Annotated in this window: 14 protein-coding genes; 4 read left to right on the forward strand and 10 right to left on the reverse strand. The window is 72.0% G+C overall.

Annotation, left to right across the window (positions count from 1 at the left end; all coding sequences use genetic code 11):
- Positions 1-24 precede the first annotated feature (24 nt).
- From ACZ7H1_RS01660 to rimP, 5 genes are all read right to left on the reverse strand, one after another.
- Positions 25-318, reverse strand: a complete 294-nt coding sequence (locus tag ACZ7H1_RS01660; protein WP_030030358.1) for a DUF503 domain-containing protein — start codon at positions 316-318, stop codon at positions 25-27.
- Between the two features lie 151 nt (positions 319-469).
- Complete coding sequence (infB, locus tag ACZ7H1_RS01665) at positions 470-3589, reverse strand: translation initiation factor IF-2 (RefSeq protein WP_470782804.1); 3120 nt, start codon at positions 3587-3589, stop codon at positions 470-472.
- Between the two features lie 149 nt (positions 3590-3738).
- Positions 3739-4014 (reverse strand): YlxR family protein, encoded by a 276-nt coding sequence (locus ACZ7H1_RS01670; RefSeq protein ID WP_470782805.1) that lies wholly within the window; start codon positions 4012-4014, stop codon positions 3739-3741.
- Between the two features lie 106 nt (positions 4015-4120).
- Positions 4121-5107 (reverse strand): transcription termination factor NusA, encoded by a 987-nt coding sequence (gene nusA / locus ACZ7H1_RS01675; RefSeq protein ID WP_470782806.1) that lies wholly within the window; start codon positions 5105-5107, stop codon positions 4121-4123.
- 2 nt (positions 5108-5109) lie between these two features.
- A complete protein-coding gene (rimP, locus tag ACZ7H1_RS01680; protein ID WP_470782807.1) occupies positions 5110-5628 on the reverse strand; it encodes a ribosome maturation factor RimP in 519 nt (172 codons plus the stop codon).
- Between the two features lie 163 nt (positions 5629-5791).
- On the opposite strand from rimP, the gene ACZ7H1_RS01685 reads away from it, so the two are divergent.
- From ACZ7H1_RS01685 to ACZ7H1_RS01700, 4 genes are read left to right on the forward strand one after another with little or no spacing between them, the layout of a single operon-like run.
- Complete coding sequence (locus tag ACZ7H1_RS01685; RefSeq protein WP_470782808.1) at positions 5792-6316, forward strand: hypothetical protein; 525 nt, start codon at positions 5792-5794, stop codon at positions 6314-6316.
- Positions 6313-6771, forward strand: coding sequence for a ferritin-like domain-containing protein (locus tag ACZ7H1_RS01690; protein WP_470782810.1), 459 nt, complete (start codon positions 6313-6315; stop codon positions 6769-6771). Before ACZ7H1_RS01685 ends, ACZ7H1_RS01690 begins: the two co-directional genes overlap by 4 nt.
- Before the next feature lie 16 nt (positions 6772-6787).
- Complete coding sequence (locus tag ACZ7H1_RS01695) at positions 6788-7699, forward strand: aminoglycoside phosphotransferase family protein (protein WP_470782811.1); 912 nt, start codon at positions 6788-6790, stop codon at positions 7697-7699.
- 41 nt (positions 7700-7740) lie between these two features.
- Positions 7741-8637, forward strand: coding sequence for a slipin family protein (locus tag ACZ7H1_RS01700; RefSeq protein ID WP_470782812.1), 897 nt, complete (start codon positions 7741-7743; stop codon positions 8635-8637).
- On the opposite strand, the gene ACZ7H1_RS01705 is transcribed toward ACZ7H1_RS01700, so the two are convergent.
- From ACZ7H1_RS01705 to dxr, 5 genes are all read right to left on the reverse strand, one after another.
- On the reverse strand, positions 8600-9172 hold the full coding sequence (locus ACZ7H1_RS01705) for a GNAT family N-acetyltransferase (RefSeq protein ID WP_470782813.1): 573 nt from the start codon (positions 9170-9172) through the stop codon (positions 8600-8602). The two genes, ACZ7H1_RS01700 and ACZ7H1_RS01705, sit on opposite strands and share 38 nt — an antisense overlap.
- Before the next feature lie 81 nt (positions 9173-9253).
- Complete coding sequence (locus tag ACZ7H1_RS01710) at positions 9254-10096, reverse strand: GNAT family N-acetyltransferase (protein WP_470782814.1); 843 nt, start codon at positions 10094-10096, stop codon at positions 9254-9256.
- Between the two features lie 144 nt (positions 10097-10240).
- Positions 10241-11398 carry a flavodoxin-dependent (E)-4-hydroxy-3-methylbut-2-enyl-diphosphate synthase gene (gene ispG / locus ACZ7H1_RS01715; RefSeq protein WP_470782815.1) on the reverse strand — a complete coding sequence of 386 codons (1158 nt, stop codon included), beginning with the start codon at positions 11396-11398 and terminating at the stop codon, positions 10241-10243.
- A gap of 176 nt (positions 11399-11574) precedes the next feature.
- Positions 11575-12876, reverse strand: coding sequence for a M50 family metallopeptidase (locus ACZ7H1_RS01720; RefSeq protein ID WP_470782817.1), 1302 nt, complete (start codon positions 12874-12876; stop codon positions 11575-11577).
- The gene (dxr, locus tag ACZ7H1_RS01725; RefSeq protein ID WP_470782819.1) at positions 12873-14123 is read right to left on the reverse strand and encodes a 1-deoxy-D-xylulose-5-phosphate reductoisomerase; all 1251 of its coding nucleotides are present in this window, start codon (positions 14121-14123) and stop codon (positions 12873-12875) included. The genes ACZ7H1_RS01720 and dxr overlap by 4 nt, the downstream gene beginning before the upstream one ends.
- Between the last annotated feature and the right edge of the window lie 159 nt (positions 14124-14282).

Below are 14282 nucleotides of genomic sequence, written 5' to 3' on the forward strand. Positions count from 1 at the left end.
GTCCGTCTCCTTCTTTCCTTGCATTCAGTCTTCATCACCGTGGAAGCGCCGTCGCACCGACAGCAGCTCCACCTCCGGACGCGCCGCGACCAGCCGCTCGCAGCGGTCGAGCACGTCCGACAGGAACCCCGCGTCCCCGGACACCAAGGCGACCCCTATCCGGGCCCTGCGGTGGAGGTCCTGGTCGCCCACCTCGGCCGCGCTCACAGAGAACTTGCGCTGGAGCTCGGCGACGATGGGCCGGACGACGGAGCGTTTCTCCTTCAGCGAGTGAACGTCGCCGAGGAGCAGATCGAAGGACAGAGTCCCCACGTACATGCAGTTCCGGATGTCCCGCCGGTTCGGGTTCGGTGGCCTGCCAGGCCGTCGCTTGGCAGGGACACAAGAACCGTACACGCAACGGCCGGGGCCGATCGACGGAAATTCCGCCGACCGGCCCCGGTCACGACACGGTACGAACAGCCGGGCGTCAGCCGCGCGGCTTCTCGCGCATCTCGTACGTCGCGATGACGTCGTCGATCTTGATGTCGTTGAAGTTTCCGAGGTTGATACCGCCCTCGAAGCCTTCGCGGATCTCGGTGACGTCGTCCTTGAAGCGGCGCAGACCGGAGATGGTGAGGCTCTCGGCGATGACCTTGCCGTCGCGGAGCAGGCGCGCCTTGGTGTTGCGCTTGACCTCTCCGGAGCGGACCAGGACACCGGCGATGTTGCCCAGCTTGGACGAGCGGAAGACCTCGCGGATCTCCGCCGTACCGAGCTCGACCTCTTCGTACTCCGGCTTGAGCATGCCCTTGAGGGCCGCCTCGATCTCCTCGATGGCCTGGTAGATCACCGAGTAGTAGCGGACGTCGACGCCCTCGCGCTCCGCCATCTGCGCGGCACGGCCGGCCGCACGGACGTTGTAGCCGATGACGATGGCGTCGGAGCCCATCGCCAGGTCGATGTCGGACTCGGTGACCGCACCCACACCGCGGTGCAGGACCCGGATGTCGACCTCTTCACCGACGTCGAGCTGGAGCAGCGAGGACTCGAGAGCCTCGACCGCACCGGACGCGTCGCCCTTGATGATGAGGTTGAGTTCCTGGACCAGACCGGCCTTGAGCACGGAGTCGAGGTCCTCGAGGGACACCCGGCGGGTGCGCTTGGCGAAGTTGGCGTTGCGCTCACGCGCAGCACGCTTCTCGGCGATCTGGCGGGCCGTGCGGTCCTCGTCCACGACGAGGAAGTTGTCGCCGGCGCCGGGGACGTTGGTGAGACCCAGGACCAGGACGGGGGTCGACGGACCCGCTTCCTCGACGTTGTTGCCCTTGTCGTCGAGCATCGCGCGGACTCGGCCGTACGCGTCGCCGACGACCATGGTGTCGCCGATGCGGAGGGTACCGCGCTGCACCAGGACGGTGGAGACGGCACCGCGGCCGCGGTCGAGGTGGGACTCGATCGCAATACCCTGAGCGTCCTGCTCCGGGTTGGCCCGCAGGTCGAGCGAGGCGTCGGCGGTGAGGACGACGGCCTCCAGCAGGGAGTCGATGTGCAGACCCTGCTTCGCGGAGATGTCGACGAACATGGTGTCGCCGCCGTACTCCTCGGCCACCAGGCCGTACTCGGTCAGCTGACCGCGCACCTTGACCGGGTCGGCACCCTCGACGTCGATCTTGTTGACCGCGACCACGATCGGCACGTTGGCCGCCTTGGCGTGGTTCAGCGCCTCGATCGTCTGCGGCATGACACCGTCGTTGGCCGCCACCACGAGGATCGCGATGTCGGTCGACTTCGCACCACGGGCACGCATGGCGGTGAACGCCTCGTGACCCGGGGTGTCGATGAAGGTGATCCGGCGCTCTTCCTCGTTGACCTCGGTCGAGACCTGGTACGCACCGATGTGCTGCGTGATGCCGCCGGCCTCGCCCGCAATGACGTTCGTCTTGCGGATGGCGTCGAGCAGTCGGGTCTTACCGTGGTCGACGTGACCCATGACGGTCACGACCGGCGGACGCGGCATGAGGAATTCCTCGCCGCCCTCGTCCTCGCCGAACTCGATGTCGAAGGTCTCGAGGAGCTCGCGGTCCTCCTCCTCCGGGCTGACGATCTGAACGGTGTAGTTCATCTCGTCGGCGAGGAGCTGGAGGGTGGCGTCGGAGACGGACTGCGTGGCAGTGACCATCTCGCCGAGGTTCATCATGACCGCGACCAGCGACGCCGGGTTGGCGTTGATCTTCTCCGCGAAGTCGGTCAGCGACGCACCGCGCGACAGGCGAACGGTCTCGCCGTTGCCGCGGGGCAGCATCACGCCGCCCACGGACGGGGCCTGCATGGCCTCGTACTCCTGGCGCCTCTGACGCTTCGACTTGCGGCCACGACGGGCCGGACCGCCGGGACGGCCGAAGGCACCCTGCGTGCCACCACGGGCACCGGGACCGCCGGGACGGCCACCGAAGCCGGGACGACCGCCGCCACCCGCACCGGGAGCGCCGCCGAAGCCGCCGCCACCACCGGGACGCGGGCCGCCGAAGCCGCCGCCGCCACCGGGACGACCGCCGCCGCCCGGACCGGCCGGACGACCTGCGAAGCCGCCGCTGGGACGACCGGCACCGCCGGTGCCCGGACCACGGCCGCCGGCACCGGGGCCGCGACCGCCGCCGCCGGGACCGGGGCGCGGGCCGGCAGCGGGACGCTGCGGCATCATGCCCGGGTTCGGACGGTTACCGCCGGGGGCGCCACCGGGACGCGGGGCACCGCCCTGCGGACGCGGCATGCCGGCCGGCGAGGGCCGCCCACCGGGCTGACCGCCCTGGCCGGGACCCTGCGGACGGGGACCACCCTGGCCGGCGCCCTGCGGACGCGGGCCGCCCTGGCCGGCGCCGGGGGCACCGGGACGCGGCGCGCCGCCCGGACGGGGCGCCTGCGGGCGCGCCATGCCGGTGGAGCCACCAGAGGTGAAGGGGTTGTTGCCCGGACGCGGACCCGCGGGACGGGCACCACCCGGACGGGGAGCCTGGGCGCCGCCCTGGCCGGGACGCTGCGCCGGGGAGCCGGGAGCGGCCGCCGGACGCGGGGCGCCGGGACGGGCACCGCCCTGGGCCGGACCGGCCGGACGCTGGGCCGCGGGACGCGGGCCGGGGGTCGCCGCGGCGGGCCGCGACGGGGCGGCCGGAGCCGCCGGGGGCGCCTGGAACTCGGCGGCGACCGGAGCCGGAGCCGCCGGAGCGGGCTTCGGGGCCGGAGCCTTGGGGCCGGGACGCGGGCCGGAGGCGGCCGGGGTCACCGGGGCGCTCACGGCCGGAGCCTCGGCTGCGGCCGGCTTCGGCGCCGGGGCGCCGGGCTTCGGCGCAGCGGGACGTGCCGCGGCGGCCGGAGACGGCGCCGCGGGCTTGGCCGGCGCGGCCTTGCGGGGCGCGCCGGGCTTTGCAGCGGGCTTGCCGGCGCTGCCGCCGGGCCCCTGCAGTGCATCAGTCAACTTGCGTACAACCGGCGCCTCGATCGTCGAGGACGCCGAACGGACGAATTCACCGAGTTCTTGGAGCTTGGCCATGACGACCTTGCTCTCTACCCCGAACTCCTTGGCGAGTTCGTATACCCGGACCTTAGCCACTTCGCTCCTTTTAGGTCCGGGTTACGCCGGACCGTCGCTACTTCATGGGCGTACTCATCGCGTACTCATCGAGTGCTCATCGCAATCTCGACCTACTTCCAACTCGCGAGGTACCTGACCGCACGGTTTCTCCCGTGCCGTACTTCTTCTTACTGTGTCGCCTCGACGACCCTGCGCAGTTCCGCGGTGTCGAGCGCTCCCTGGCTCCGAAGGGCCCGGGGGAACGCCCGGCGGCGGACCGCCAGGTCGAGGCAGACCAGGGCGGGGTGCACGTACGCACCCCGGCCGGGCAGCGTACCGCGGGGATCCGGGACGCATTCGTCCTCGATCGCCACGATGCGCAGCAGGCCGCTCTTGGCCGCTCGCTCCCGGCACCCCACGCAGGTGCGCTCAGGGCATGCGCGGGCATGCGTCCGGCCAGACACGCTTCAGTCTACCTCCCCGCGCCGACCTCACCCGTTCAGGCGAGAAATCGCACGGCTGTCGTTGTGGTACCTGTCTACCGGCCGGTCAACCCGGCCGGTAGCGGTTTTATTCCCCGGCCTGCTCGGTGTCAGGACGGATGTCGATGCGCCAGCCGGTCAGCCGCGCGGCGAGGCGGGCGTTCTGGCCTTCCTTGCCGATGGCGAGCGACAGCTGGTAGTCGGGGACGGTCACCCGCGCGGAGCGGGAGTCCCAGTCGACGACCTCGACCTTGCTCACCCGGGCGGGGGACAGGGCGTTGGCCACCATCTCCGCCGGGTCGTCCGACCAGTCGACGATGTCGATCTTCTCGCCGTGCAGCTCGGCCATCACGTTGCGCACCCGGCCGCCCATCGGGCCGATGCAGGCGCCCTTCGGGTTGAGGCCCGAACGGGTGGAACGCACCGCGATCTTGGTGCGGTGGCCGGCCTCGCGGGCGATCGCCGCGATCTCGACGCTGCCGTCGGCGATCTCCGGAACCTCCAGCGCGAAGAGCTTCTTCACGAGGTTCGGGTGGGTGCGCGACAGGGTCACGGACGGACCGCGGACACCCTTCGCCACCCGGACGACGTACGTGCGCAGGCGCAGGCCGTGGGTGTACTCCTCGCCCGGGACCTGCTCCTGCACGGGCAGGATGGCCTCGAGCTTGCCGATGTCGACCAACACGTTCTTCGGGTCCTTGCCCTGCTGGACGACGCCCGTGATGACGTCGCCCTCACGCCCGGCGAACTCGCCGAACGTCAGGTCGTCCTCGGCGTCGCGCAGGCGCTGCAGGATGACCTGCTTGGCGGTGGTGGCGGCGATCCGGCCGAAGCCCGACGGGGTGTCGTCGAACTCCTTGGCCTCCTGCCCCTCCTCCAGGTCCTGCGGGTCTTCCTTCGCCCACACGGTCACGTGGCCGTTGGTGCGGTCCAGCTCGACGCGTGCGCGCCGGCGGCTTCCCTCGGTGCGGTGGTACGCGATGAGGAGGGCCGACTCGATCGCCTCGACCAGCAGGTCGAAGGAGATCTCCTTCTCCCGGACCAGACCCCGCAGGGCACTCATGTCGATGTCCACGGCTACGCCTCCTCTTCTTTCTCAATACCGCTCTTGCGGTTGAACTCGATCTCGACACGCGCCTTGGCGATGTCCGTGAAGGCGATGCGGCGGGCGGTGGGCTTGCGGCCCTTGAGGCCGGGCACTTCGAGGTCCAGGCCCTCGTCGTCCACGCCCAGGATGCGGGCGATCAGCTCGCCGGCACCCTTCTCGCTCTCGGCGGTGAGCTGGAACTTCACGAGGCGGCCGGTGGCGCGGACGTAGTGGCGGTGCTCGGACAGCGGGCGGTCCGCGCCCGGCGAGCTCACTTCGAGGACGTACTCGTCCTCGCCCATCACGTCGGTCTCGTCGAGCTTCTCGGAGATCTCACGGCTCAGCTCGGCACAGGCGTCGAGCTCGACGCCCTCATCGGAGTCCACGACGATCCGGAGCATCCGGCGCTTGCCCGCCCGGGACACCTCGATGTCCTCGAGGTCCAGGTCCTTCGCGGCGACCAGCGGTTCCAGCAGTCCGCGCAGCCTGTCGCTCTGGGTCGTGCTCATCCGGGTGACTCCTCGGCCGCGTGTGCTGTTGTGGTTTCCGTCGCGTGTCAGGTCAAAGGGTATCCGGTCCCAAGGGGTGTTGCCGTCCGCCCCGTGCACGGCGCCCCCGGGTACCGTGATCACCAGCCTCCCGCCCGTCACTCCCCGGATTCGAGGATTCCGCGTGTCCTTCACCCTGCCTTCGCGAAGAAGCCTGCTCACCGGCACCGCCGGCGCGGCCGGTGCCGCGCTGCTCACCGCGTGCTCCGGGGGCGACAGCACCACCCGTGAGGAGCAGCGGGCGGTATCGCTCGAACGGCGGATCAGGGAGGCGGCCGTGCGCGAGAGCGCCGGGCTGCTGGAACGTTACGACGCCACGGCCGCCGTCCACCCCGCCCTGGCCGGCCGCCTCGCCCCGCTGCGCGCCGCGGTGGCCGCGCACGCGGCGGCGCTGGCGCCGGGCGGCGCCGACGCCCCGGCCTCCCCTCCGCCCTCCGCCCCGGCAGCCGCGGCGGCTCCCCCGCCCGAACCGGTGCCGACCGCCCCGAAGGCCGCGCTCGCCGCGCTCGCCCGGGCGGAGCGCCGCCTCGCCGCGGCCCGCACCGCGGCCCTCGGGCAGGCTCCCGGCGAACTGGCCCGGCTGCTGGCGTCCGTCGCCGCCTGCGGCACCGTCCACGCGTACCTCCTGAAGTCGGAGAAGCCCGCATGAGCGACAAGTCCGAAGCCGCTGCCGCCTCCCTGACGGCGGCTCAGGCCGCGCTGGCCGCCGAGCACGCCGCCGTGTACGGGTACGGCGTCGTCGGCGCGCGCGTCGCCGAGGCCCGCCGCGCCGAGGCCCGGCAGGCGTACGCCGAGCACCACGCGCGGCGTGACGCACTCACCCGTACGGTGCGGAAACTGGGCGGCGTCCCGCGGCCCTCGGAAGCCGCGTACGCCCTGCCCGAGCCGGTCCGCACGCCCGCCGACGCCGAGCGGCTGGCCGCCGTGATCGAGGACCGGACCGCCGGTGCGTACTCCGATCTGGTGCGGGCCTCCGGCGGCTCGCTGCGCCGGGCCGCGGCCGACGCGCTCGGCGAGGCGGCCGTGCGCGCGGCACGCTGGCGCGGAGTCGGCGTAGCCTTCCCTGGGCTCGCGGAACGATCGGAACGAGCCGGGAAAAGCTGAAAGGGATCTTGCACGTATGGCTTTCGAACCGCCGGAGCGGCTTGTACGGGCGCTCGGCGAGATGCCCGGGGCGCCCGACGACGGAACCGCGCAGTGGCTCGGGCAGCTGCCCGAACTGACCGCCGGGGCCGTCGCCCGCCGCGGGCTCACGGCCCAGCGGGTGCAGGCCCCGGGCGGCCGCAGCAGCCTCGTGGTGCTGGTCCGGTACCCCGACGGCACCCCGGCCACCCTGAAACTCGCGCCGCCGGTCGCCGCTCCCGGCCGGGAGCTGGCCGCGCTCGCCCACTGGGGCGGCTTCGGGGCCGTACGGGTCCTGGACACCCGGCACGACGACGGGGCGATGCTGCTGGAGCGGCTCCAGCCCGAGGTGTCGCTGCGCTCGCTCCCCGAGGCGAAGGCGCTGCTGGAGGCTGCGGGCACGATCCGGCGGCTGTGGGTGGCCCCGGCCGCGGGGCATCCCTTCGAGAGCGTCGCCGAGCGGACCGGGCGGCAGGCACAGGAGCTGGGCCGGGCGCCGGAGGCGCTGCGACCGCTGGCGGACGCGGCCGTCGCGGCGCGCGATGAGCTGGTGGCGCTGCCCCTGCCCGCCGGCGAGGAGCTCCTGCTGCACGGGGCGTTCCGGCAGGGCAAGGTGCTGGCGGGCGAGCGGGCGCCGTGGCTGGCGGTGGGTCCGGACCCGCTGGTCGGCGAGCGGGCGTACGACCTGGCGCGGCTGGTCAGGGACCGGCTGGACGACCAGGTCGCCTCGACCACGGGGGCGGCGGGGGTCCGGCGGCGGATGAACCGGCTGGCCGACTCCCTCGACGTGGACGCCGACCGGCTGCGCGGCTGGACGCTCTTCCGCGCCGTGGAGTCGGGCGTGCGCGCCGTGGCGGCGGGGCGCCGCCGGGAAGCCGAGATGCTGCTGGAGTTCGCGGCCTGGCTGTAGGGCATACCGTAGGTAGGCAGGTATCCCTCCAGGGGGCCGTCATGGTCGAAGAACTCCTGACCGCCGCCGCGGTCGCGGGCACCGCTGTCGTGGCCTACGCCGCCATCGCCGCCCGGGTCGTCAAGCAGTACGAACGTGGTGTGGTCTTCCGTCTGGGGCGGTTGCGGGAGGGCATCAGGCCTCCCGGCTTCACCATGGTCGTCCCGGTCGTCGACCGGCTGCGCAAGGTGAACATGCAGATCGTGACGCTGCCGGTGCCTGCGCAGGAGGGCATCACGCGGGACAACGTCACCGTGCGGGTGGACGCCGTCGTGTACTTCAAGGTGATCGACGCGGCCAGCGCGATCATCGAGGTCGAGGACTACCGCTTCGCGGTCTCGCAGATGGCCCAGACCTCGCTGCGGTCGATCATCGGCAAGAGCGACCTCGACGACCTGCTCTCCAACCGCGAGAAGCTCAACCAGGGCCTGGAGCTGATGATCGACAGCCCCGCGATGGGCTGGGGCGTGCAGATCGACCGGGTCGAGATCAAGGACGTGTCGCTGCCGGAGACGATGAAGCGGTCGATGGCCCGGCAGGCCGAGGCCGACCGCGAGCGGCGGGCCCGGGTGATCAACGCCGACGCCGAGCTCCAGGCCTCGAAGAAGCTGGCGCAGGCCGCCGAGGTGATGAGCGAGCAGCCGGCCGCCCTCCAGCTGCGGCTGCTCCAGACCGTGGTCGCGGTGGCGGCGGAGAAGAACTCGACGCTGGTGCTGCCGTTCCCGGTGGAGCTGCTGCGGTTCCTGGAGCGGGCGGCGGAGGCCCAGCCGCGGCCCGCCGCGCCCCCTCCCCCCTCGGCCTCTCCCCCGGCGTCTGCTCCCCCGGCGGACACCGCGCCGGCGGAGGCTGCCGACCCGCCGGCTACGGACGGCGGTTCAGGGGCAGCGGAGCTCCCATGACGGCGTACGGCTGCGCGGCGCTGGGGAAGTGCACCCGCCGCGCCAGGTCCTGGTACCCGAGGGCGCGGTAGAGGCCGCGGGCCGGGCTCTCGGTGTCCACGGCGGAGAGGATCGAGCGCGTGAGCCCGGAGCCGTCGGTGATCTCGGTGATCAGGCTCCGGCCGACGCCGCGGCCCTGGTAGCCGGGGTGGACGTGCAGTTCGGTGATGACGAAGGAACCGTCGAGCCAGCCCTCGTGCCCGCCCTCGCGCAGGTACGGCTCGACGACGGTGGACCACCAGTGGGCGCGGTCGTTGGGCATGCCGTAGACGAAGCCGACCAGGGTGCCGTCCTCGAGCGTGGCGCCGAGGGCTCGGGCGCCCCGGTGGGTCATGTGGCGCAGCACGATGTGGCGCCTGATGCCGACCTCTTCGTCCGTCAGGCCGAAGGCCACGGCCTGGACTTCGAGGGCCTCGTCGACGTGCGCGCTCAGGTCCAGCGGACCGATGGCGACTCCGGCGGGGAGGCGGGGCCGGTGCCCGGGTTCATGCGGCATGCGGTGACCTTACTCGGCCGCCGCCCGGCGCAGTACGGGAAAGGACAGGAAGCGGCGGCGTGCAGCGGGAAGCAGCCGGTCTCAGAAGAGCACGCTCATGAAGGCGCCGACCTCGCGGAAGCCGACCCGGCGGTAGGCGGCGCGGGCGGCGGTGTTGAAGTCGTTCACGTAGAGGCTCACCACGGGCGCGACGTCGCGCAGGGCGTACGCGACGACGGCCGCCATGCCGGTCTCGGAGTGCCCGCGGCCGCGGAATTCCGGGGCGACCCACACGCCCTGGATCTGGCAGGCGCGGGAGGTGGCCGCGCCGATCTCGGCCTTGAAGACGACCTTGCCGTCCTCGACCCGGGCGAAGGAGCGGCCGGCGGCGACCAGTTCGGCCACGCGCGCCTGGTAGAGCAGGCCGCCGTCGCCCGCGAGCGGGGAGACGCCGACCTCCTCGGTGAACATGGCCACGCAGGCGGGCATGATCAGCTCCATCTCGCTCTTGCGGATGCGGCGGACCAGCGGGTCGGGGGCGATCTCGGCGGACGGCTGTTCGGTGACCATCAGCGGCTGGTGGGCACGGATGTCGCGGGCCGGGCCCCAGGAGGGCTCCAGGAGCTGCCACAGCAGTGCGGTGGGCTCGGCGGGGCCGACGATGGAGGAGCAGCGGCGGCCGGCGCGGCGGGCGCGGTCGGCGAAGGCGCGTACGGCGTCGGGGGTGGCGCAGACGGGGACGAGGTTGGCGCCCGAGTAGCACAGGGAGCGGAGCGTGCCGCCGGTGTACCAGCCCCACATCTCGCCGCCCAGGCGCCACGGGTCCAGCCCGGCGACCTGGACCCGCGAGGTGACGAAGGCGTTCGTGACCGGATCGCGGTCCAGCACCTCGAGCGCGGCGTCGAGATCGCTGGGCTCGAGGACCCGGGTGGTGGTCTGCGTCAACACTGTCGGGGCCTCACCATGCAAGTCTGCTGATCTCCGCACTGTACCCGGCGTCCCTGCGGGACGCCGCCCCGTCGAGGTCACGAAAAGGCCCCGGCCCCCGCCGCGAGCTGCGGTTACGGGGGCCGGGGCGCGGTCCGTGGATCAGCCGGCGACGGAGACCGTGGGCTCGCCGCTCATGACGCCGTCCTTCTCCATCTGCTCGGCGAGCTTCATCGCCTCTTCGATGAGGGTCTCGACGATCTTCGACTCGGGAACGGTCTTGATGACCTCGCCCTTCACGAAGATCTGGCCCTTGCCGTTGCCGGAGGCGACGCCGAGGTCGGCCTCGCGGGCCTCGCCGGGGCCGTTGACGACGCAGCCCATGACCGCGACGCGCAGCGGGACCTCCATGCCGTCCAGGCCCGCCGTGACCTCCTCGGCGAGCTTGTACACGTCGACCTGGGCGCGGCCGCAGGAGGGGCAGGAGACGATCTCCAGGCGGCGCTGGCGGAGGTTGAGCGACTCCAGGATCTGGATGCCGACCTTGATCTCCTCGGCCGGGGGCGCGGAGAGCGAGACGCGGATGGTGTCGCCGATGCCCTGGGAGAGCAGGGCGCCGAAGGCGACGGCGGACTTGATGGTGCCCTGGAAGGCGGGGCCGGCCTCGGTGACGCCGAGGTGCAGCGGGTAGTCGCACTGGGCGGCGAGCTGGCGGTAGGCCTCGACCATCACGACGGGGTCGTTGTGCTTGACCGAGATCTTGATGTCGCGGAAGTCGTGCTCCTCGAAGAGGGAGGCCTCCCACAGCGCGGACTCGACCAGCGCCTCGGGGGTGGCCTTGCCGTACTTGCGCAGCAGGCGGGCGTCGAGGGAGCCGGCGTTGACGCCGATTCGGATCGGCGTGCCCGCGTCCTTGGCGGCGCGCGCGATCTCCTTGACCTTGTCGTCGAACTGCTTGATGTTGCCGGGGTTGACGCGGACCGCGGCGCAGCCGGCGTCGATGGCGGCGAAGACATACTTCGGCTGGAAGTGGATGTCGGCGATCACGGGGATCTGCGACTTCTTCGCGATCACCGAGAGGGCGTCGGCGTCGTCCTGGGTCGGGCAGGCCACGCGGACGATCTGGCAGCCGGAGGCGGTCAGCTCGGCGATCTGCTGGAGCGTGGCGCCGATGTCGGAGGTCCGCGTCGTGGTCATCGACTGCACCGAGACGGGCGCGTCGCCGCCGACGGCCACGGAACCGACCTGGATCTTGCGGCTGACCCGACGGTCGGCGAGCTTCGTCGGTACGGCCGGCATTCCGAGAGAAATCGCAGTCATCTGCTGTGCAACCCCAAGGTGTGGATCAAGGTCCCGATATCGGCGGGCTCCAGCCTTCGAGATTACGCCAATCAGCGCGGTCCCCGTGCATGCGCCCCGCCCCCGCCACCCGAACGCGGGGAGCCGGGCACAATGCGTGCCCGGCTCCCTCCTTACGGTGTATATCGCCGTCGGCGCTACGAGATCTTGATCGGGTTCACCACGTCCGCGACCATCACCAGGACCGTGAAGCAGACGAACACGCCCGCGACCACGTACGCGACGGGCATCAGCTTCGCCACGTCGAACGGACCCGGGTCGGGCCGGCGGAAGATCCGCGCGGTGTGCCGGCGTACGGACTCCCACAGGGCGCCCGCGATGTGGCCGCCGTCCAGCGGCAGCAGCGGCAGCATGTTGAACAGGAACAGGGACAGGTTGAAGCCGGCCAGGAGCTTCAGGAAGAACTCCAGCTGGTACTGCGGCGGGATGTCCAGGTTGAAGATCTCGCCGCTGACGCGGGCCGCGCCGACGATGCCCATCGGGGAGTCCTGCTCGCGCTCGGCGCCGTTGAAGGCGGCGTTCCACAGGTCGGGGACCTTGGCGGGCAGGGCGACCAGGGAGTCGACGCCGGCCTGGAACATCTCGCCCATCTGGCCCACGGCCTGGGTGAAGGACTGGTCGACGTAACCGACGGCCGGGGCGAATCCGAGGAAGCCGGCGGTGACGTACTGGTCCTTTACGTAGCGGCCGCTGCCGTCGGTCTTGGCGACCCTGTTCTCGATCAGGGTGGCGTGCAGGTCGACCTGCTTGCCGGCCCGCTCCACGGTGATGGTGGCGGGGCCGATCGTGCCGCGGATGTCCTTCTGGAGGGAGGACCAGTCGTCGACCTTCTCGCCGTTGAAGGCGACGATCTTGTCGCCGGCCTTGAGTCCGGCGGCCTTGGCGGGGGCCTCCGGGTCCGCGGCGGTGCACTTGTCGCGCTTCTCGCTCTGCTGGATGACGCAGGCGGAGACCGAGCTGACGGTGGTGGTCTGGGTGTTGAGCCCGAAGGTCATCAGCACGCCGATGAAGAGCACCACGGCCAGGATCAGGTTCATGAACGGTCCGGCGAACATCACGATGACGCGCTTCCACGGCTTGCGCGTGTAGAAGAGCCGCTTCTCGTCGCCCGGCCGGAGTTCCTCGTAGGCGGCCGAGCGGGCGTCCTCGATCATCGTGCGGAAGGGCGAGGTGGAGCGGACGGTGACCTTGCCGTCGTCCCCGGGGGGGAACATCCCGATCATGCGGATGTAGCCGCCCATCGGGATGGCCTTGATCCCGTACTCGGTCTCGCCCTTGTGCCGCGACCAGATGGTCGGGCCGAAGCCGACCATGTACTGCGGCACGCGGATCCCGAACATCTTGGCCGTGGAGAGGTGCCCCAGCTCGTGCCACGCGATGGAGACGAGCAGGCCGACCAGGAAGACGAGTATCCCCAGCACCGTCATGAAGAGGGTCATGCGCGCGCCTCCACGGCGGCCTTCGCCGCCAGCTCCCTGGCCCGGGCCCGGGCCCAGGTCTCCGCTTCGAGGACGTCGGCGAGCGTCAGCGAGGTTCCCGCACGCGGCGTCCCGTGGTCTTCCACCACAGCGGTGACGGTATCCATGATTGCCGTGAACGGCAGCCGACCGGCGAGGAACGCGTCCACACACTCCTCGTTCGCCGCATTGAACACGGCGGGGGCCGTGCCCCCGAGGGTGCCGACGTGCCGCGCCAGGCCCACCGAGGGGAAGGCCTCGGTGTCGAGGGGGAAGAACTCCCAGGTGGAGGCCTTGGTCCAGTCGAAGGCGGGGGCGGCGTCCGGGACCCGCTCGGGCCAGCCGATGCCGATCGCGATGGGCCCGCGCATGTCCGGCGGGGTGGCCTGGGCGAGCGTGGAGCCGTCCGTGAATTCCACCATCGAGTGGACGTACGACTGGGGGTGGACGACGACCTCGATGCGCTCGAACGGGATGTCGTAGAGCAGGTGGGCCTCGATCACCTCCAGTCCCTTGTTGACCAGGGTGGCGCTGTTGACGGTGATGACCGGGCCCATGGCCCAGGTGGGGTGGGCGAGGGCGTCCTCGACGGTGACGGACGCCAGCTCGTCGCGCGTACGGCCGCGGAAGGGGCCGCCGGAGGCCGTCACGACGAGCTTGCGCACGTCGGCGCGGGTGCCGCCGGCCAGGGCCTGGAAGAGCGCGGCGTGCTCGGAGTCCACCGGGATGATCTGGCCCGGCTCGGCGAGGGCCTTGACCAGGGGGCCGCCGACGATCAGCGATTCCTTGTTGGCCAGGGCGAGGGTGCGGCCCGCCTCCAGGGCGGCGAGGGTGGGCGCCAGTCCGATGGAGCCGGTGATGCCGTTGAGGACGGTGTGGCAGTCGGACGCGGCGAGCTGGGTCGCGGCGTCGGGCCCGGCGAGGACCTCCGGCAGCGGCTCGTCGCCGTACTGGGCGCGCAGCGCCTCCCGGAGGGCCGGTACGACGTCCTCGCGGGCCACGGCAACCGTGCGGACCCGCAGCAGGCGGGCCTGCTCGGCGAGCAGGGCGACCCGGCCGCCGGCCGCGGACAGCCCGGTCACCCGGAAGCGGTCGGGGTTGCGCAGGACCAGGTCGACGGCCTGGGTGCCGATGGATCCGGTGGAGCCGAGGACGACGATGTCCCGGCGGCCGGCCGCGGTGTCGAAGAGGACGTGCGGATCGGCGAGAGGGGCTGGACGGACGCTCATGCCCCCCATTCTTGCCGCATCCGCGCCGTGTCCGGACACGCCCTCCCCCATTCCTCCGTCCGGGTGGCGTCCCGGGCGGCTTCGGCCGGCAGTTCGGCCGGGGGTGCCCGGGAAGTCCGCGAGCAGCAGAGAGGCCCGCCACCACGCGTCCGGGGCCTC

The organism is Streptomyces sp. NPDC037401 (assembly GCF_055602345.1).